Genomic DNA, 18,630 nt, shown 5'->3' on the forward strand with positions numbered 1-18,630 from the left:
AGCCTAGAAGCTGTCCCCGGGCACACGCACCCACCCTTCCATCAGGATGCGGGCGCTACGGCTCATGACCGCCTTGATGGCGGTCCATTCGCCGTCGCGCTGGGCGGCTTCAGCGCCAACCTTGAGGGTACCGGAAGGATGGCCAAAACGAACGGCGGAGCGCTCTCCGCCCCCCGCCGCCTGGTTTACCAGGGTACCGGGAATGGCCGCTGCGGTTCCGATCGCCACCGCGGCGGTGCCCATCATGGCGTGGTGGAGCTTGCCCATGGACAGCGCCCGCACCAGCAGGTCGACATCCGCCGCAGCCACGGTCTTGCCGCTGGAGGACACATAGTCCCGCGGCGGTGCCACAAAAGCCACCTTGGGCGTATGCTGGCGACTCGCTGCCTCATCAACGGAGCTGATCAGCCCCATCCGGATGGCACCATGGGCGCGAATGGTCTCAAACCTGGCCAGGGCTTCGGCGTCGCCGTTAATGGCCTCCTGCAGTTCCGTGCCCTGGTAGCCAATGTCTTCGGCATTGACGAAGATGGTTGGGATGCCAGCGTTGATCAGGGTCGCCTTCAAAGTGCCAACTCCGGGCACCTCCAGGTCGTCCACCAGATTGCCGGTCGGGAACATGGCGCCGTCACCATCCGCCGGGTCCATGAATTCCACCTGCACTTCCGCCGCCGGGAAAGTCACACCATCCAGCTCAAAGTCGCCGGTTTCCTGCACCGAACCGTTGGTGATTGGAACCTGGGCGATGATGGTCTTGCGGATGTTCGCCTGCCAGATGCGCACCGTGGCAATGCCGTTATCCGGAATCCGCTCTTCCGACACCAGGCCGGTGTTGATGGCAAACGCGCCCACAGCGGCGGTGAGGTTGCCACAGTTACCGCTCCAGTCGACAAACGGCTTGTCGATGGAAACCTGACCAAACAGGTAGTCAACGTCGTGGTCCGGCTGCTGGCTCTTGGCCAGAATCACCGTCTTGCTGGTGCTGGATGTGGCACCACCCATGCCGTCGATCTGCTTGCCGTAGGGATCGGGGCTGCCAATGACCCGCAACAACAGCTGGTCCCGGGCTTCACCGGGCACCTGGGCCGCTTCCGGCAGATCATCGAGCTTGAAGAAGACACCTTTACTGGTGCCGCCACGCATGTAGGTAGCCGGCACCCGGATTTGGGGTACGTGAGTCATATTGCTTACTACTCCAGAACGGGCTACTGCAAAAAAGAAGCCGGGAGCGGCCATCGCTCCCGGCTGTTGGTCATTACGCTGTCGCTGCAGATTCCAGGAAGTCTTTGGCAAAGCGTTGCAGCACACCGCCGGCCTGGTAGATCGACACCTCTTCCTGGGTATCCAGACGACAGGTCACCGGGACCTCCAGCCGCTCGCCGTTGGCACGGTGGATCACCAGGGTCAGCTTGGCCCGCGGGGACAGAGCACCTTCAACGTCGTAGGTCTCGGTGCCGTCGATGCCCAGGGTCTTGCGGGTCGTGCCTTCCTCAAACTGCAGCGGCATGACACCCATACCAATCAGGTTGGTGCGGTGAATGCGCTCGAAGCCTTCCGCCACGATCGCCTCCACCCCGGCCAGCGCCACGCCTTTGGCGGCCCAGTCCCGGGAAGAGCCCTGGCCGTAGTCCGCGCCTGCCACAATGATCAGCGGCTGCTTGCGCTCCATGTAGGTTTCGATGGCTTCCCACATCCGGGTCACCTTGCCTTCCGGCTCGACCCGCGCCAGTGAGCCCTGCTTCACGTCGCCGTTGTCATCCCGCACCATTTCATTCAGCAGCTTGGGATTGGCAAAGGTCGCGCGCTGTGCCGTCAGGTGATCGCCGCGGTGGGTGGCGTAGGAGTTGAAGTCCTCCTCCGGCAGGCCCATCTTGGCGAGGTATTCACCAGCGGCACTGGCCGCCAGGATGGCGTTGGACGGCGACAGGTGATCGGTGGTGATGTTGTCACCAAGGACCGCCAGCGGCCGCATGCCCTTGAGATTCTTCTCGCCCGCCAAGGCGCCTTCCCAATAAGGGGGGCGACGGATGTAGGTACTCGTCGGCCGCCACTGGTACAGCGGATCACTCTGGGCCTGGGAGTCGCGGGTGATGTCGAACATCGGGATGTAGGTTTCCCGGAACTGCTCCGGCTTCACCGCCTTGCTGACAATGGCGTCGACTTCTTCGTCGCTGGGCCAGATGTCTTTCAGGGTGACCGGGTTGCCCTGCTGGTCGTAACCCAGCGCATCCTTCTCGATATCAAAGCGGATGGTGCCGGCAATGGCGTAGGCAACCACCAGCGGTGGCGACGCCAGGAACGCCTGCTTGGCGTAGGGGTGGATACGGCCGTCGAAGTTCCGGTTACCGGAGAGCACCGCCGTGGCGTAGAGATCACGGTCGATGATTTCCTGCTGGATTTTCGGGTCCAGCGCGCCACTCATGCCATTACAGGTGGTGCAGGCAAAGGCCACAACACCGAAGCCGAGCTGCTCCAGCTCTGGCAGCAGACTGGCGTCTTCCAGGTACATTTTTACCGTCTTGGACCCCGGTGCCAGTGACGATTTCACCCAGGGCTTACGGGTCAGACCCAGCTTGTTGGCGTTGCGGGCGATCAGGCCAGCCGCGACCATGTTGCGGGGGTTACTGGTGTTGGTACAGCTGGTGATGGCAGCGATGATCACCGCGCCATCCGGCATCTTGCCTTCTTCTTCGGTCCACTTGCCGGCGATGCCGCGATCCGCCAGCTCTGAGGTCGGCAGATGGGCGTGGGGATTGGAAGGCCCCGCCAGCGTCCGCACCACCTTGGACAGATCAAACGTCAGCACCCGCTCGTACTCCGCGCCCTTCAGGCTGTCCGCCCAAAGACCGGTTTCCCTGGCATACTGCTCAACCAGGGCCACCTGATCGTCGTCCCGACCGGTGAGTTTGAGGTAGTCGATGGTCTGGCCATCGATGTAGAACATCGCCGCAGTGGCGCCGTACTCCGGCGTCATGTTGGAGATGGTGGCACGGTCGCCGACGGTCAGGCTGTCAGCGCCTTCACCGTAGAACTCCAGATAGGCACCCACCACCCGCTCTTTACGCAGGAACTCGGTCAGCGCCAGCACCATGTCGGTACTGGTGATGCCCGGCTGCAACTTGCCGGTCAGCTCGACGCCGACGATGTCCGGCAGACGCATCATGGAGGCACGGCCCAGCATCACGCTTTCCGCCTCCAGGCCGCCGACACCCACGGAAATCACGCCCAGCGCGTCCACCATCGGAGTGTGGCTGTCGGTACCGACACAGGTGTCGGGGAAGGCGACCTGAGTGCCATCATCATCGGAGCGAACCTGCACCACCGGCGACATCTTCTCCAGGTTGATCTGGTGCATGATGCCGTTGCCGGGAGGAATCACGTCGACATTACGGAACGCGGTCTTGGTCCAGTTGATGAAATGGAAACGGTCGTCGTTACGGCGGTCTTCCACCGCACGGTTCTTCTCGAAGGCGTCCTTCTCGAAACCGGCGTGCTCCACCGCCAGGGAATGGTCGACGATCAGCTGGGTCGGTACCACCGGATTGACCTTGGCCGGGTCGCCGCCCTGCTCCGCAATCGCATCCCGCAGGCCTGCCAGGTCAACCAGGGCAGTCTGGCCCAGGATGTCGTGACACACCACCCGCGCCGGGTACCAGGGGAAATCCAGCTCCCGCTTGCGCTCGATGATCTGCTTGAGGGAATCGGTCAGGATCGCCGGATCACAGCGGCGTACCAGTTGTTCAGCCAGAATACGGGAGGTGTACGGCAGCTTTTCGTAAGCACCGGCCTCAATGGCATTCACCGCTTCCCGGGTGTCGTAGAACTCCAGGTCGGTGCCAGGCAATGGCTTGCGGTATTGGTTAGTCATGCGTGCAATCTCATCAGGATTCGTTGGTTCTCGGGCTGACACGGTCTGCGCCGTGGCCCATCCGCCTGAAAACGGCAGACACCCGCACAAGCGATGTGCCTGCCCTGCGGCTCAGCGTTGTTCGATGGCCACCCACTCGGAATGCTCCGGGCCGGTGTACTCCGCACTTGGGCGAATAATCCGGTTGTTGGCGCGCTGCTCCTTGACGTGGGCAGTCCAGCCGGATACCCGGGACATGACGAAGATCGGGGTGAACAGCTCGGTCGGAATGCCCATGAAGTGATAGGCAGAGGCGTGGAAGAAGTCGGCGTTGCAGAACAGCTTCTTCTCCCGCCACATCACTTCCTCACAGCGAACGGAAACCGGGTACAACACGGTATCGCCCACTTCCTCGGCCAGCTGCTGGGACCACTTCTTGATGATGGCGTTGCGGGGATCGGACTCTCGATAGATGGCGTGGCCAAAGCCCATGATTTTTTCCTTGCGTTCCAGCATGCCCATCAGGCCCTGCTCGGCCTCATCGGCGGACTGGAACTTCTGGATCAGCGCCATTGCGGCCTCGTTGGCACCGCCATGCAGCGGACCACGTAGAGAGCCAATGGCCCCGGTCACGCAACTGTGAATGTCAGACAGAGTGGAGGCGCATACCCGTGCGGTGAAGGTCGACGCATTGAACTCGTGCTCGGCGTAGAGAATCAGCGACACGTTCATTACCCGCTCGTGCAGCTCGTTGGGCTTCTTGCCGTGCAGCAGTTCCAGGAAATGGCCGCCGATGGAGTCGGAGTCTGAATCGGTCTCGATACGGACGCCTTCGTGGGCAAAGCGGTACCAGTAGGTGATGATGCCGGGGAACAACGCCAGCATGCGGTCGATCTTGTCGTCCTGCTGGCTGAAGTCGGTTTCGGTTTCCAGGTTGCCCAGCATGGAGCAGCCGGTACGCATCACATCCATCGGATGGGCGTCTTTGGGAATCTGTTCCAGGGTGGTTTTCAGGGCTTCCGGCAGTGCGCGCATGCCGCGGAGCTTCTCTTTGTAAGCGTCCAGCTCCTGCTGGTTCGGCAGCTTGCCACGGAGCAGCAGATAGGCCACTTCCTCGAACTGGGCATTGTCTGCCAGCTCGGTGATGTCATAGCCGCGATAAGTCAGACCGGCACCGGTTTTGCCAACGGTACACAGCGCCGTTTCGCCCGCCACCTGGCCACGCAGGCCGGCACCACTCAGTTTCTTGTCAACCATGCTCTCTCTCCTTCTAACTTAGGCTTTCTGCTGCTTGAACAGCGCATCCAGTTTTTGTTCAAACTCGTGGTAGTTGAGGAAATCGTACAGCTCCATGCGGGTCTGCATCAGATCCACCACGTCTTTCTGGTCACCCTTGGCCAAGATGTTCTCATACACCGCCAGGGCCGCCTTGTTCATCGCCCGGAACGCGCTCAGCGGGTACAGCACCATGCCGGCGCCGGCCTCCTTCAGCTCCTGCTTGTTGTACAGCGGGGTTGCCCCGAACTCGGTGATGTTGGCGAGAATCGGCACGTCCAACGCTTCGGAGAACGCCTTGTAGTGCTCCAGCTCGGTCACCGCCTCGGCAAAGATGCCATCGGCACCGGCTTCGATGCAGGCCTGGGCGCGGTCGATAGCCGCCTCCAGCCCTTCCTGCTGGAACGCGTCGGTACGGGCCATGATAAAGAAGTCGTCGTCCTGACGGGCATCCACACAGGCCTTGATGCGATCAACCATTTCCTCTTTGGAGACAATCTCCTTGTTGGGGCGATGACCACAACGCTTCTGGGCCACCTGGTCTTCAATATGGACCGCCGCAGCGCCGGCCCGTTCCATCTCGCGAATGGTGCGGCCGATGTTGAAGGCGCCACCCCAGCCGGTATCAATGTCCACCAGCAGCGGCAGCTCGGAAGCCGCGGTGATCCGGCGCACATCTTCGACCACATCGTTCAAGCTGGTCATACCCAGATCCGGCAGACCGTAGGAGGCGTTGGCCACACCGCCGCCTGACAGGTAGATGGCCTGGTGCCCCACCTTCTCGGCCATCATCGCGGCGTACGCGTTAATGGTGCCAACAATCTGCAACGGTTGATTCTCTTTCAGCGCCTTGCGGAAGCGAGCGCCTGCGGACAGTGAGGTTGACATGGTCTGACTCCTTAGCCAGTGGCTTGTTGGATTTGTCGGGTCATCAGAAGGTCAGCAGACCTTCCTCAATCTTTCTCTCGATATTGCGACGGGCGGCGTTGATGTGCCGCTTCATCAGAAATTCCGCCAGCTCACCGTCCCGCTGGGCAATCGCCTCAACAATGCGGCGATGCTCACCCAGGGCCTTGTGGGGCCGGCCGGTGGAGGTACTGAGGCGGTAACGGTACATGCGCACCATGTAGTAAAGGTCACCCAGGAGCATCTGGGCCAACTTGGTGTTGCGGCTGCCAGTGGCGATACGGTAGTGGAAATCGTAATCTCCTTCGGCCTGATAGTAGGCCTGCCCCTGGGCCTGCTCGATGAGGGTCTCGTGACCATCCAGGGTTGCCTGCAACGCCGCGATTTCGGCATCGGTCATGCGTTCGGCGGCCTGACGGGCTGCCAACCCTTCCATGACTTCGCGAATGCGGTAAAGCTCAAGCAGCTCATCCGCACTGACGGACACCACCTTTACCCCGGCGTGGGGGCGGCGCACCAGCAGTCCGCGGGACTCGAGGCGCCCCAGCGCTTCCCGCAGTGGGCCGCGGGTCAGATTGAAGCGCGCGCACAACTCCACCTCGCCGATCTTCTCCCCCGGGGCCAGATCGCCCTTAACGATGGCCGTTTGCAGACAATCGAAGGCTTCGTCAGCTCGGGTTAAGGTTTGGACAGCATTCTGGCTCATGGTTTGTTGACAATCCTGGGTTGATACTGGCGAAAGTTACGCCTCCCACCCGGGATTGTCAACAATCGCCACCCGGGCGACAAACCGCGTTGCCGACAACCCCGACCGCCCCGTGGTGGCGCCCTCCCCCTTCCTCGCGTTCTCCGTTACACTGCCTTGATTCATTCCTTACCTCATCCAATAAGGACGCACAGATGATCAAAAAGTGTCTGTTTCCCGTAGCCGGCTACGGCACTCGCTTTCTCCCGGCGACGAAGGCCATGCCCAAGGAAATCCTGCCAATTGTTAACAAACCATTGGTACAGTACGGCGTTGAAGAAGCCTCCGAGGCCGGCATCAACGAGTTCGGATTCGTCACCGGGCGCGGCAAGCGGGCGATCGAAGATCATTTCGACATCAGTTACGAGCTGGAACACCAGATCGCCGGCTCCGGTAAGGAGAACCTGCTGACCTCCATCCGCGAGCTGATCGACAACAATACCTTCGCGTTCACCCGCCAGAATGAGATGAAAGGCCTCGGCCATGCCATCCTGACCGGTCGCAACCTGGTTGGCGACAATCCCTTTGCGGTCGTGCTGGCTGATGATTTCTGCGTTTCAGAGGGAGACGGCGTGCTGGCCCAGATGGTGAAGCTCTACAGCCAGTTCCGCTGCTCGATTGTGGCGATTGAGGAAGTACCGCAGGATGAGACCCACAAGTATGGCGTGATTGCCGGCGAATCCATGAAGGATGGCCTGTACCGGATCACCGACATGGTGGAGAAGCCCAATCCGGAAGATGCGCCCAGCAACCTGGCCATCATCGGTCGCTACATCCTGACACCGGACATTTTTGACATCATTGAACGCACCCCTCCGGGCAAGAACGGCGAGGTACAGATTACCGACGCACTGCTGGAGCAGGCCAAGAACGGCTGCGTTCTCGCCTACCGCTTCAAGGGACGCCGCTTCGACTGCGGCAGCATTGACGGCTTTGTGCAAGCCACCAATCACGTCTATGAACACATCTATAAGGCTGAGCAGTAATCCTCAGCCTGGTGCCGGGCCGGCAAGACCGGCCCGGTTCCTCCCCGGAGGCTCAGGGCACCAGTAACTGCAGAATCATCTGCCGCTGCTCCTGGTCTGCGGCCCGGAACCGCCGCAACAGCTCCCGCTCCTGGTCAGACGGCTGGACAACCGTCAGCGCCCGCTCCAGCTCCGTAACCGCCCGCACCAGCTCATCGCCATCCGCATTGGTCAGCCCCGGCAATTCCAGCTGCCCGGCATTGGAGGCATCCTCAAGATCCAGCAGCGTCTCCAGCGCAGCTCCCAGGCGCACGCACAGATGGACAAGCTCACCCACATCCGGGTACTGACGCCCCTGGGGCTGAGCGCTTTCCCAGGCATGAATACGACGCTCATCGATCCCACACAGGTCTGCCAGTTCGATCACTGACAACGACCGCTCCTCCCGCAATCGCCGTAACCTGTGATTGAAAGACTGCATGTAGCGCATCGTCATACCCCCGTGAATCGCGCACTGTTCGGTGCTCCGGGCCTGTTCCCATCACCCGGAAACCGCCATTACAACCGAGCGCGAAGCGTTTGACAAACGGTTCCGGGAAATCGGTGGGCTTGCAGACTACGGCCAAGGCAAAGAACTCCCGATTTGCCGACCCCAACGGTCCGACTCTCGCTGTCTGAAGGGGAAGATCATCATGAATTCAATATCATGGAGAAAAGCCAAGCGTCGTGGCAGAAGGAACGGCTTAACTATGGCAATTGCACCACAGTCAGTTTTTTAAATGCCCAACACCTACACCTATTGGCTCGATAAACAACTTAGCTAAAAAGTCGATGCTAGCAACACGGACGCGGTTGCTTCGCATATGCGCCTGCGTAAACGTATATGCCTCTTGGATGTTACCCTGCATCACATTTTGGGAGTCCGCGTAGAGAAGCATATTCTCCTCGGTGATGTACTGACGTATAAACCGCTCAAATTTCTCGAAGTCCAGTGAGCCATTTACCATGAGATGCACGTACCCATCGACAGTATTGACATCTCCATAGTGCAGCTTGTGCATGATGGTGATTATTTTTCGTCGTTCCATAGAGCGCTTAACTCCCACAACCACGCGCTTTTGGGTGATTTACATTAATATGAGCGAACACTAAAATCCTCCACTTCCCCCACCATCGCTGGGCGGGACGATACCGTTACTGCCGCCCCTACCAGAGCCTTTTACCCATCCGATGTTCAGATAGCGATGCGTGAAGATCGGGCCTATAATGGGAATCAACCAAGCAAGTGCACTCCAGCCAATCTTATGTCTTCGCGGCATCAAATCACGTGCACAAACTTCTATGGAAACCATAAAGGCAAAGGAATAATTGAGCAACGCCAAGAGACCCAGCGTTGCCGTTTCCAAGCTACTTTCCATCACAGTCACCTGTTAAAAGGCTTAGTCGCTGCTATCATGATCTAAACATGAGTCCTGTCGATGGCTGATAGCGAGGTCGAAACTCTGGCCCTCACTTTCGTTTCTGTTGCTATTGGGAGTATGCCCTTCACCGCTCACCAGCCTTTTGAGTGGCCAAATAGCCACCCATCTCGGAACAGCCTGAGGAAAATGACTTGCGGTTAAATGGAGTACAGTAAGTCCACCAAGTAAAGGCACGATCCACACAAAAACTCCCTGTGCCCAACGCTGTATTGATTCAAGGGTATCATCGCGTGAAAGGGCTACCATCGCTCCAATGTTCACCCATAGAGAAAATATGCCAATAAGAGCACTCAGAATCAGAATGATTTCCATACCAGCCCTTTTAACTTTTAGCACCAAGTACACCGGCAAAGGACATTGGCGTACTGTAGCATACACCATTGATTATAACCTTCCCCTTACTGTACGAACAGCTTAGAACCTGATCCCACCAGTATTTTGTTAACTCACTTGGCTTGCTAAACTTACTGACCAATTTTTCAAACAGATAACCACCCACAACCAATTCGAGCAGCTCTTGATTCATAATTACTTCGTATAGCTCTGGGTACCCTGCTTCGGCCAGTTCATCTTGCGGTGAACCGCATACTTCATCGTCTCTTCTTGACTCATAAACCCACTCTCGATAATTCCATTCCAGAATTCTCTGAATCTCATGAGCTTCGACTTCTATTCTGAACTCCTTACGATTCATTCTTGCTCTAGCTGAGCTCAAGCTCAATTCTGGGAGAGCAAATTCAACGATATCTTTTTTAGTATTCTCGATGTAAAGATAGATACTCATTTTCTCGAGGGCCTCTAACAGAGCCTTGTGACTCAAACTTCGGACTCTGGTCTTGACTTTTCCGATAGACAGTGGGTGCCCAATGGCCAGGTAGGCCATAATATCGGCGGGGATCAAGTTGCCCCAACGTCAACGGGGCTGTTTCTCACATCCTCAAGACGGCTCATTCTGCTGATGAAACGGCACCAAGTGCCGCCAAAGTCGGAAATGGGCTTCCGGCTGCTCCAGGGCCAATCACCGCCGTTTGATGCCGTTGTGTTAGATAGATTCAGCAGGCTTGCCCTCGCCTGTTTTTCGCCGAATCAACCCTGTGTTTTAGATCAAAGAAAGCTTCAGGAGCTCTGAATACGGGGAACCCTTTGTGAGACCTGAAAGTAACCGATCGCCCAAATAAACAAGGTTTAGAAAGCTTTATAGTTATCAGATGCTTGTGATTTGGGTATGCAAGACATACTTCGCAGATGCTGCTGATTGTAATTTCGTCCGTTTTACTCCCCTTGGAAACTCTCAGATATTCGCCGCAGTCATCAACTTGATCAGCGATTCCCCACACGGTCTTATTGAAATAGCGAAGACCACCTAGAAAGAAAATCAGTATTATAGGTAGAGACCACATCTCGAAACCTTCAGAGACCAAAGCAAATAAAAGCACGATCCCAACGCTCCCAAGCCACAGCTTGGCAAAGTCTTTATCAGATTTTCTGGCGGGAAAAGAAATTTTTTTGCCGGCCATACCAAACAAACCTCAAGAACATTCACATCGAAAAACTTCCTGGACGAGGATCGGTGTTTGCCTACCCCAAGTGAAGAACAAATTAGGAGAACATCCTTTCACAACATTCCGATCTTAGATCCCACTCCCGTATCTGGGCAAGCGCTAACTTTCGAGGCATCGAAAATGCCGTTTGGAGAGCTTTCGCCACTCTTTCCTAGCAAAGCCGGTGGGGATTTCGGGGTTTTCTACAGCCTCAACGCCCGGCACACGCGCCGGTTTGGAGCCGCAAAGCGGCGGAAAATCGGTCGCTGTGCAGCCGATTGATACTGATTGAGCCTTCTCCCCAGCCCAGCGGTTGCCCGCTAAGCTGGAAGGCGACCAAGCTCTACAAGGGAGAAGACTCAATGAACTTTTACCATAGCACCCACCGCCATTATTGTGGAATCGACCTGCACGCCCGCAGCCTGTATGTCTGTATCATCAACCAACAAGGCGAGGTGTTGCTGCACAAGGAAATCAAAGCCCGCCCGGAACCGCTACTGGCTCTGCTGGAACCCTTTCGCGATGATCTCGTCGTAGGTGTCGAATGCATGCACTGCTGGTACTGGATATCAGACCTGTGCGAAGAACACGGCATCAACTTCATTCTGGGCCATGCGCTTTACATGAAAGCGATCCATGGCGGCAAAACCAAGAACGACCGTATTGATTCCTTCAAGATCGCCATGCTCATGCGCGGTGGTAATTTCCCGCTGGCTTACGTCTATCCCAAGGAGGTGCGGGCCACCCGCGATCTGTTGCGCCGCCGGACTCGCATTGTCCGTCATGGGGCCATGCTCAAGGCCCACGCGGTGAACACTCTGGGCCAATACAATCTGCCACCCAGTAAAGCCAACCTCAACAACCCTGGCGGCCGGTCACAACTGACCGCTGCGTTTAGCGATCCAGACGTTCAGCGCAACATCGATCTGGACCTGGCCATCGTCGACTGTTATCAACACGAGCTCAAAAAGCTTGAATGGCATTTGGAACAGCAGGCCAAACAACACGATCCAGCATCACTCAACGTGCTGAAAACCATTCCCGGAGTAGGTCGCATTCTGGCCCTGACCATTCTCTATGAAGTCGGCGATATCCAGCGCTTCGAATCGGTTCAGAAGTTTGCATCCTACGCCCGCCTGGTGAAGTGCAAAGCCGAATCGGCCGGCAAGGTCTATGGCACTCAGGGCAACAAGATCGGCAATGCCCATCTGAAGTGGGCGTTCTCAGAGGCAGCTGTGCTGTTTATCCGTAACAACGACAAGGCCAAACGCTACGTCGACAAACTCCAGAGGCGGATGAATAAACCCAAGGCCCTGTCCGCACTGGCGCACAAGCTGGGACGAGCGGTGTACTTCATGCTCAAAGACAAGAGGGTGTTCGATGAACAACGGTTCCTGAGAGGTTAGTCACGACACGGGCTGAGCATGACGTCTAACTGGATCAGAAAGGATGACGCCGAAGACTGCAAGTCCGCTGACTGGTACCCGATACCCAAGCGGTTTTCTGTCACCGATGTTGAAGCCAGGGCGACTTGATTAGCCAGCCCGTGGGCGTGCCTTAATACCATGAGCCAGTGCGCTTACACCGGTCCTGAGCCTGACACTAACTGGAGCCATGCAGCCCGACACTTGAATAGCGCCAGTGACCGGTTAACCGATGAATGTCTGGTGCCCCTGACCCACCGAAGGAACGACCGGTCAGGCTGTGGTCCAAAGCCACGTAAGAGAGCCCCTATATGTGTTTGCTGTAAGTGCCTGACAGCTCCGCGAGACTGACGAAGCAGGCGTTCTTGCTCATGGGTTTAGGTTGGCCGCTGGCGCGGCCAAAAAAATGACTATTACCTATTGCATCCGAGAAGGCTCATATGGGTTATGCATCCCGGTTCCAGACTTTATAGGCATTGTTCGTAACAACCTTTACGTCACTAAGATCAAATGCTGCTCCCGCCTCATTTTTTGGGGTAACCCTACTCTTATACTCGGCGTGCTGCGAATCGATTTCATGCCATTGCCAGTGTTCGAATTGACCAGTTAAGTTGTAGTTCTGGCCTTCTAATAGGTACTGCCCGTCAATACCTACCTGAACGATGTCGACGAGTCTAGATCTGGCTTCCCGCTCCTCAACAGCCGAGTTCCGGAAGCATATAAAGTCCCAGTCAGAATCTGGTCGAAACTTGCCATTCGCGCGTGACCCGATAAACCAGACTGACTCAGAGCATGACTCCGCTTTGAGTTGGTCAATAACAGCCTGTACTTCTGGAGGAAATTCCATATTCGACATATGCATAACGCCGTGCGAAGCGGCCGGTTGGAGCGCCAGCGCAAAGCGGTGGACTTCCCCCAATAAAATGGACACGCCCCATCAGTTGATTCCTTCGAACTCTAGCGGAGTCCGGTAACCAAGGCCACTGTGCAGCCGTCGGGTGTTATAAAAGCCCTCAATATAGGCTTTTATATGTTTTCGTAATTGGCGCATCGTCACAAAACTGGTGGCGTGTAGCAATTCTCCCTTGAGCGTCTTGAAGAACGACTCGACCTCAGCATTGTCGGTACACTGGCCAGGCCGATTCATGCTGTGCTTTACCTGATGCTGTCTCAGTAATGCCTGGGTTTTGTGGGCTCGGTACTCAATACCTCTATCCGTATGGAAGTCCAGGCGATGCTTGATGGCCTTGTTAAAAGCGAGGCACATACTCAACCCATACCCTGTGGCCTGGATGATGCTCCGCTATTGTAGCCAACTCATCCTCAAGTGGAGCCAACTCGCCACTCGAGAGCTTATGGCTGAACACCGTGATTTCGGCACCCTGCTTACGCATTTCTGCTATCTCGTCCTCAGGGAACAATCCAGCGTTTAGCCACGCTGGAGACGGAGTCTCGCACATCTTTTTGCGATGTTCCTGAAAGCCTTTTTTCGTGAGTATGAGATAGACCATGACTTTTAACGCCGAAACTTTGCGGCAATTTTGGAGCCGCAAAGCGGCGGAAAAAATGTCCGCCAAAAGTGACAGGTTAGAACGGCCTTAGCTACGATAAATAAATACCATATTAGGGCACCCGTACCTTTTACTTACAGTGATCGACGTCTCAATTATTTCGGCTCCAGATGATATGTTTTGGAATTTATACGGGCCACCATCCTCTAGAGCGATCATAAGAACTTTAACGCAATCAAGATCAATTAGAGACTGCATAAACACCGATAGCTCAAGATATCTTTGCTCAGCTTTTAAAGGAAGATCGATGTCCAAGCTATAATAGTCAACTGCATCAAGGAAAGTATCGGCAACATTGGTATTTTTAGATTCACCAATACAGAAAAAGATGTTCAGCTCTTCTTCATTAACATGTTTTGAGAAAAAATCAACAGTGCTGGGATCTTGAAAATCGAATCTACAGAACTTCAGTGAACTTCGGTCTGAAATCGCAGAGCCAATAAATTCATAGTTTTCGGAATTTAACGCGACGAGAATTTTACTTGTCATTTTCTACTAGCCACTGATATTAAGTTCTAACGTCTGGGCTAAGCTGCCGGTTGGAGCGCCAGCGCAAACCGGTCGGCTTGAGCCCCTGGTTATCTGAAAATTTTTGCACCAAACCTCTGATAATCGTGCATTAAAGCTTTGAACTGCTTTGAATTTGCAGCTTTTTCCGGATTCTCCGCGATAAAATCTTCGAATTTCTTGAGATCTTTTTCAGGAATTTTCTGGTGTGCCAAAATCATTTCTTCCGCTTTTTCAAAAACATAGCTATGAAAGCCGTCAGGCCAACGGTATGACTTAGGGCTGAGTTTTCCCTCTTTGAGTGCGACTCTGCTGGCCCTCAATTTATTCAATTGTTTGGCCTTCACGACACCGAGAATGATAAAGGACGGGATTTTTGTATAGATATACAAGTCGGTTGAATTGCCAACGACATCCATCGCCATCCCCCTGAGGAAGTAGCGATTGATTCCTGTAGGCAATTCATTACTGTCCGTCGATTCTATTTCTTGGAGATGGAAAATATGCTGTTCGTATCGCTCTAAATTTCCGGTTTCCCCGAGAATAAATTTTCTCAGGTGGTCTTGGGCCGCGTCTAGTTGCTCGTAATATTCATCTGGCTTGTCTCGGTCAGGATTCTTATGGCGAATGAAGGTTAATGTCCGCCACGAGAGTGACGCGCACAACTTGGCAAACCAAGGGCCATAAGAGGCGGTTGAAAGTCCCTGATCCGCAAAGGGATAAAAAATTCTATTTGCGAACTCCCTTTCCCAATTTGATAGAAGTCCTTCGCACTGCCCACATAGCCAGTATTCCTTGGCTGTATCCTGTGCTCTTTTTTCTAGTTCATTGTGTTCTCTGAAAAATCCGGTAATCGAAGTCTTTTTAAGCCATTTCCCAACAAACTTGGGAATGAAATGGCTCTCCTTCAATTTAGTCTGTTGCCCACAAAGTCTGCATGTACCGATCATTCAGAAAACTCACAGATAACATTGATTCAACGGCACATGACGTGTTTAAACACGTCACCAGACGTAATATCCCGCCAACCGCATGAGGTCTTCGGGGTCTTGCCTTTTGCCAACAGACAGTGGATAGCATTTGGCTAAGTCAGCCAGAACATCGGGAGGGAGAAGTCGATCCAGGTTCAACATGCTGTTCCTCACATCCTTTCGAGGTGTCATCCGGCTGACAGATCGGTCGTCGCTCCAGAAGACCAGGTGCTGCCATGATTGGCAATGGGCTGCTGGCGACTCCAGGGCCAACCACAGGCGCTTCATGACGTTGTGTTAGGTAAAAGCTATATGGCTCTGCGCTGTGTGGCAAGGGCGTGCAACAGAGTTTGACAATTGGGGGTGTGAGGGATGGTGAGAACATGGCACGCTCAGCATTATAGGGCGGGCCATATGAGAGGCCTTTAGGCCTGCCAGTTCCGGTTACCGGTCTGCTAACCCACACGGTTTTACCCCTCCCCTGTTTGCGACAGAGGGCGGCCTCAGAAGGCCATCCACGCGATCTCGCCGTTCTGGATGCAGATTGCGATGGAGATCTCCCTAGTGACGCTCCAGGGCCGTAGTGAAGTGCTCAACATGAAATTCTCCGACTACCAGGACGGCCTGATCAAGGTGGTCCGCCAGAAGACGAAGAAACACGAGCATGCCCACCTGGAGATCGACTGCCCGCAACTGGCTGAGCTGATATCACGAGCCCGGCAGTCCGGGATCGCATCGCCCTACATTGTTCACCGGCGCCCGTCCCGCAAGATTCACTCTGATGAGCGGGACCACTGGACCCAAATACTCCCCAATCACTTCACCGCTGAGTTTCGTCGTCTCCGCGATGAGACAGGGCTGTTTGATGGTATTCCCAGGGAGAGCCGGCCGACCTTCCACGAAATTCGTTCACTCGGGTCGTGGATCTACAAACAGCGAGGGTATGACAATGAAAGCTATATCCAGCCGCTTATGGCTCACGCTGATGAGCGGATGACGCAGGGATATCAGAAGGGGCATTCTCAGGATTGGGTCCGGGTAAAAGCCGGGTTGGACCTGGAGGAGATACTGGCGGGTTAGCGGGGTATTTCGGAGCGGTCGCTCCAGAGATTGGGGGCAATCTGCAGTACTGTATAAGCGTTTTGTTTTCCGAAAATATTCCGAAAATAAAAAAAGCCAGTTCTCACGATCTCCGTAAGTAACTGACTTTCTTTGCAGAATTGGTAGGACCACCCAGATTCGAACTGGGGACCTCTACCATGTCAAGGTAGCGCTCTAACCAACTGAGCTATGGTCCTGTGTCCTGCAACGGGGACGCACTATAAGGATTCACGGTGGGTGGGTCAAGCCTTTTTTTCAATTTTGTTTCTGAAACAAAAAAATCCCCCGGAAACGGACGCTCCCGGGGGATTTTCAGGCACTGCCCTGCTCACCGAGTCGCGATCAAAGGCGGTCCACTTCGGCCTGCTCGCGCAGGTATTGCTGGTAGGCGGTGTACTCGCGCTGTCCCTGCAGGGTCGCGAGGAAATCGTCGATCTGCTGGAACTGCGGTCCCTTCTGGTCCACCTCGCCCTCATGGACGCTGTCCAGGGCGATAACCGCTACCGCACCTCCGGTACTGGCAAAGCCGTAAACGGCCTCCTCAGCGGCTGGACGGCCCAGAGAGAAGGCCTCGCCTACCACAGCCGGATGCACTGACTGGGTGTTGCGCGGCTGCTCGTCAAAGCTCTGCCACTCAATGCCAAGCTCAGTGATGCCTTCAATGTCCGCCAGCGACTGGCCGGACTCCAGCTCCTCGATCAGCTGGGTAGCACGCTCGGCCAAGGCCTCGCGGGTTTTCTCGGCTTCCAGCCGGGTGCGGATCTGGGCTGCAACCTCCTCCAGCGGCAATTGGCGGGCCGGATGGTGCGCTTTCACCCGCGCAACCACGGAGACGTTATCCCCCACATCGATCACTTCGGTGTTATAGCCGTCTTCGAGGGCATCCTCGAAGTACAGCTGACGCACCAGACCGGCATGGTCGAACGGAGCCATACCGCCATCGCGGGTAACGCCCTCGCGTTCACGGATCTCCAGACCCAGAGCCTCCGCCGGCTCGTTCAGATCATTCGCGCTGTAGGCGATATCAGCTAGCTCAGAGCGCGCTTCGGCATAGGCCTCATCGGCTTTCCGTACCGCCAGCTCACGACGCAGATCCGCCTCCAGCTCAGCCAGTGCCGGGACCTCGCTGTCGCGGACATCCAGCAGCTTGATGATGTGGGTACCGAAACTGGTCTGGACGGGCTCTGACACCTCTCCAGGCGCCAGCTCGAACATCGCTGCCTCATAGGCATCGGCAAACACGCCACGACCGGCAAAGCCGAGATCACCGCCGTTCTTGGCGGAAGCCACGTCGGCCGAATAGGTCTCAGCCAGGGCAGCGAAATCCTCACCCGCTGCCAGCTTTTCCTGCACTTCCGCGACTGTTGCGTCGACATCGTCAACGCCGCTGATCAGGATATGGGCGGTGCGGCGCTCTTCTGCGGCCAGTTCTTCTGCGCGTTTCTCGTAAAGCGCGGCAACCTCTTCCTCACTGACGCTGTCAGGATCGGCCAGGGACTCCAGGCTCAGTGCCACATACTGGGCATCGATGCTTTCCGGCTGCATGAATTCGTCGCCGTTGGCATCGTAGTAAGCCTGAACATCCTCATCGGTGACCGCCACGGTATCCGCTACCGCGGTAGCCGGGATCGAGGCAACACGGAAGCTCCGGGTCTGGTTCTGCAGGCTCATCAGTTGCTGTGCGGCTGCCTGGGCCACAAAGCCACTACCGGCCAGGCCGGAGCGGATCTGGCCAACCACGTACTGCTTACGGAGGAACTCGCGGAATTCAGCGACTCCCATGCCCAGGTTGCGAACCACCATCATGAACTGGTCACGGTTAAACGTGCCATCCACCTGAAATTCCGGCATCTGGGTAATCAGCGCGTCCACGTCGGCATCCGTCAGGGTCATTCCCTGGTTTGCCGCGTCCTGGGTCAGGATGCGATCCTGAATCAGGTTGTCGAGTACCTGGCGACGAATGCTGTCTTCATCAAGCAGCGACGGGTCGGGTTCTTCCATCTGGGACAGCTGACGCTGGCTCTCAATCTGAACCAGGCGATTGAACTCCCGCTCGGTGATCGGTTCACCATTCACTGTTGCCACTTCCGGCTCGCCGGAGAAGCCGCCGATGATCGCATCCATCCCCCAGATGGACAGTGACACGATCAGTAACGTAATGATTATCTTGGCAATGGTGCCCTGGGCATTCTCACGAATATCTTGAAGCATGGTCCTCCCGGATCGCCATCCGTTTCGCCTAGCGTCGATGGGGTGCGGCGAATACTGGCGTCAGGCCTCTGGTATCTCAAACATA

General features: G+C 55.9%; 18 protein-coding genes and 1 tRNA gene. 3 read left to right on the forward strand and 16 right to left on the reverse strand.

Going from position 1 to position 18,630, the window contains the following annotated elements:
* Positions 1-3: 3 nt before the first annotated feature.
* The 5 genes from prpF to J2887_RS11310 all read right to left on the reverse strand — a co-directional run bounded on the left by prpF (position 4) and on the right by J2887_RS11310 (position 6,734).
* On the reverse strand, positions 4-1,182 hold the full coding sequence (gene prpF / locus J2887_RS11290) for a 2-methylaconitate cis-trans isomerase PrpF (protein WP_227171240.1): 1,179 nt from the start codon (positions 1,180-1,182) through the stop codon (positions 4-6).
* Positions 1,183-1,255: 73 nt separating this feature from the next.
* Positions 1,256-3,868, reverse strand: coding sequence for a Fe/S-dependent 2-methylisocitrate dehydratase AcnD (gene acnD, locus J2887_RS11295; RefSeq protein ID WP_227171241.1), 2,613 nt, complete (start codon positions 3,866-3,868; stop codon positions 1,256-1,258).
* A 111-nt stretch (positions 3,869-3,979) separates the two neighbouring features.
* Positions 3,980-5,104 (reverse strand): bifunctional 2-methylcitrate synthase/citrate synthase, encoded by a 1,125-nt coding sequence (gene prpC, locus J2887_RS11300; protein ID WP_227171242.1) that lies wholly within the window; start codon positions 5,102-5,104, stop codon positions 3,980-3,982.
* An 18-nt stretch (positions 5,105-5,122) separates the two neighbouring features.
* Entirely contained in the window at positions 5,123-6,010 is an 888-nt protein-coding gene (prpB, locus tag J2887_RS11305; RefSeq protein ID WP_227171243.1) for a methylisocitrate lyase, read from the reverse strand.
* A gap of 43 nt (positions 6,011-6,053) precedes the next feature.
* Positions 6,054-6,734, reverse strand: coding sequence for a GntR family transcriptional regulator (locus J2887_RS11310; protein WP_227171244.1), 681 nt, complete (start codon positions 6,732-6,734; stop codon positions 6,054-6,056).
* Positions 6,735-6,928: 194 nt separating this feature from the next.
* Here J2887_RS11310 and galU point away from each other — a divergent pair, with 194 nt between their 5' ends.
* Complete coding sequence (gene galU, locus J2887_RS11315) at positions 6,929-7,759, forward strand: UTP--glucose-1-phosphate uridylyltransferase GalU (protein WP_227171245.1); 831 nt, start codon at positions 6,929-6,931, stop codon at positions 7,757-7,759.
* 52 nt (positions 7,760-7,811) lie between these two features.
* On the opposite strand, the gene J2887_RS11320 is transcribed toward galU, so the two are convergent.
* The 5 genes from J2887_RS11320 to J2887_RS11340 form a co-directional block, all read right to left on the reverse strand.
* Positions 7,812-8,234 (reverse strand): helix-turn-helix domain-containing protein, encoded by a 423-nt coding sequence (locus J2887_RS11320; protein WP_248169241.1) that lies wholly within the window; start codon positions 8,232-8,234, stop codon positions 7,812-7,814.
* A 271-nt stretch (positions 8,235-8,505) separates the two neighbouring features.
* Positions 8,506-8,826, reverse strand: coding sequence for a hypothetical protein (locus J2887_RS11325; RefSeq protein ID WP_227171246.1), 321 nt, complete (start codon positions 8,824-8,826; stop codon positions 8,506-8,508).
* Positions 8,827-8,886: 60 nt separating this feature from the next.
* Positions 8,887-9,156, reverse strand: a complete 270-nt coding sequence (locus J2887_RS11330) for a hypothetical protein (RefSeq protein ID WP_227171247.1) — start codon at positions 9,154-9,156, stop codon at positions 8,887-8,889.
* Between the two features lie 385 nt (positions 9,157-9,541).
* Positions 9,542-10,003, reverse strand: a complete 462-nt coding sequence (locus J2887_RS11335; protein ID WP_227171248.1) for a hypothetical protein — start codon at positions 10,001-10,003, stop codon at positions 9,542-9,544.
* A gap of 268 nt (positions 10,004-10,271) precedes the next feature.
* Positions 10,272-10,736: a hypothetical protein gene (locus tag J2887_RS11340; protein ID WP_227171249.1), complete on the reverse strand. Its 465-nt coding sequence runs from the start codon at positions 10,734-10,736 to the stop codon at positions 10,272-10,274.
* Between the two features lie 386 nt (positions 10,737-11,122).
* Between J2887_RS11340 and J2887_RS11345 the strand changes: the two genes are divergently transcribed.
* Entirely contained in the window at positions 11,123-12,166 is a 1,044-nt protein-coding gene (locus tag J2887_RS11345; RefSeq protein WP_227171250.1) for an IS110 family transposase, read from the forward strand.
* A 463-nt stretch (positions 12,167-12,629) separates the two neighbouring features.
* On the opposite strand, the gene J2887_RS21845 is transcribed toward J2887_RS11345, so the two are convergent.
* From J2887_RS21845 to J2887_RS11365, 4 genes are all read right to left on the reverse strand, one after another.
* Complete coding sequence (locus tag J2887_RS21845; protein ID WP_416381917.1) at positions 12,630-13,046, reverse strand: nucleotidyltransferase domain-containing protein; 417 nt, start codon at positions 13,044-13,046, stop codon at positions 12,630-12,632.
* Positions 13,047-13,121: 75 nt separating this feature from the next.
* Positions 13,122-13,451 (reverse strand): transposase, encoded by a 330-nt coding sequence (locus tag J2887_RS11355; protein WP_416381858.1) that lies wholly within the window; start codon positions 13,449-13,451, stop codon positions 13,122-13,124.
* A gap of 331 nt (positions 13,452-13,782) precedes the next feature.
* Entirely contained in the window at positions 13,783-14,244 is a 462-nt protein-coding gene (locus J2887_RS11360; RefSeq protein WP_227171251.1) for a hypothetical protein, read from the reverse strand.
* An 89-nt stretch (positions 14,245-14,333) separates the two neighbouring features.
* Positions 14,334-15,212, reverse strand: a complete 879-nt coding sequence (locus J2887_RS11365) for a hypothetical protein (RefSeq protein WP_227171252.1) — start codon at positions 15,210-15,212, stop codon at positions 14,334-14,336.
* A 558-nt stretch (positions 15,213-15,770) separates the two neighbouring features.
* Between J2887_RS11365 and J2887_RS11370 the strand changes: the two genes are divergently transcribed.
* Positions 15,771-16,313 carry a tyrosine-type recombinase/integrase gene (locus J2887_RS11370; protein WP_227171253.1) on the forward strand — a complete coding sequence of 181 codons (543 nt, stop codon included), beginning with the start codon at positions 15,771-15,773 and terminating at the stop codon, positions 16,311-16,313.
* A 141-nt stretch (positions 16,314-16,454) separates the two neighbouring features.
* Here the strand turns inward: J2887_RS11370 and J2887_RS11375 are convergent.
* Positions 16,455-16,531: transfer RNA gene (locus tag J2887_RS11375), tRNA-Val, on the reverse strand.
* Between the two features lie 145 nt (positions 16,532-16,676).
* A complete protein-coding gene (locus tag J2887_RS11380) occupies positions 16,677-18,545 on the reverse strand; it encodes a SurA N-terminal domain-containing protein (protein ID WP_227171254.1) in 1,869 nt (622 codons plus the stop codon).
* Between the last annotated feature and the right edge of the window lie 85 nt (positions 18,546-18,630).

The organism is Marinobacter sp. CA1 (genome assembly GCF_020546665.1).
GTDB lineage: Bacteria > Pseudomonadota > Gammaproteobacteria > Pseudomonadales > Oleiphilaceae > Marinobacter > Marinobacter xestospongiae.

Coding starts and splice junctions, on each gene's coding strand:
- J2887_RS11320 (WP_248169241.1), bottom strand. CDS start 8,234: ATGACGATGCGCTACATGCAGTCTTTCAATCACAGGTTACGGCGATTG.
- acnD (WP_227171241.1), bottom strand. CDS start 3,868: ATGACTAACCAATACCGCAAGCCATTGCCTGGCACCGACCTGGAGTTC.
- J2887_RS11360 (WP_227171251.1), bottom strand. CDS start 14,244: ATGACAAGTAAAATTCTCGTCGCGTTAAATTCCGAAAACTATGAATTT.
- J2887_RS11340 (WP_227171249.1), bottom strand. CDS start 10,736: ATGGCCGGCAAAAAAATTTCTTTTCCCGCCAGAAAATCTGATAAAGAC.
- J2887_RS11335 (WP_227171248.1), bottom strand. CDS start 10,003: ATGAGTATCTATCTTTACATCGAGAATACTAAAAAAGATATCGTTGAA.
- J2887_RS11325 (WP_227171246.1), bottom strand. CDS start 8,826: ATGGAACGACGAAAAATAATCACCATCATGCACAAGCTGCACTATGGA.
- galU (WP_227171245.1), top strand. CDS start 6,929: ATGATCAAAAAGTGTCTGTTTCCCGTAGCCGGCTACGGCACTCGCTTT.
- J2887_RS11310 (WP_227171244.1), bottom strand. CDS start 6,734: ATGAGCCAGAATGCTGTCCAAACCTTAACCCGAGCTGACGAAGCCTTC.
- J2887_RS11330 (WP_227171247.1), bottom strand. CDS start 9,156: ATGGAAAGTAGCTTGGAAACGGCAACGCTGGGTCTCTTGGCGTTGCTC.
- J2887_RS11345 (WP_227171250.1), top strand. CDS start 11,123: ATGAACTTTTACCATAGCACCCACCGCCATTATTGTGGAATCGACCTG.
- J2887_RS11380 (WP_227171254.1), bottom strand. CDS start 18,545: ATGCTTCAAGATATTCGTGAGAATGCCCAGGGCACCATTGCCAAGATA.
- J2887_RS11365 (WP_227171252.1), bottom strand. CDS start 15,212: ATGATCGGTACATGCAGACTTTGTGGGCAACAGACTAAATTGAAGGAG.
- J2887_RS21845 (WP_416381917.1), bottom strand. CDS start 13,046: ATGCATATGTCGAATATGGAATTTCCTCCAGAAGTACAGGCTGTTATT.
- J2887_RS11370 (WP_227171253.1), top strand. CDS start 15,771: ATGCAGATTGCGATGGAGATCTCCCTAGTGACGCTCCAGGGCCGTAGT.
- prpC (WP_227171242.1), bottom strand. CDS start 5,104: ATGGTTGACAAGAAACTGAGTGGTGCCGGCCTGCGTGGCCAGGTGGCG.
- prpF (WP_227171240.1), bottom strand. CDS start 1,182: ATGACTCACGTACCCCAAATCCGGGTGCCGGCTACCTACATGCGTGGC.
- prpB (WP_227171243.1), bottom strand. CDS start 6,010: ATGTCAACCTCACTGTCCGCAGGCGCTCGCTTCCGCAAGGCGCTGAAA.
- J2887_RS11355 (WP_416381858.1), bottom strand. CDS start 13,451: ATGTGCCTCGCTTTTAACAAGGCCATCAAGCATCGCCTGGACTTCCAT.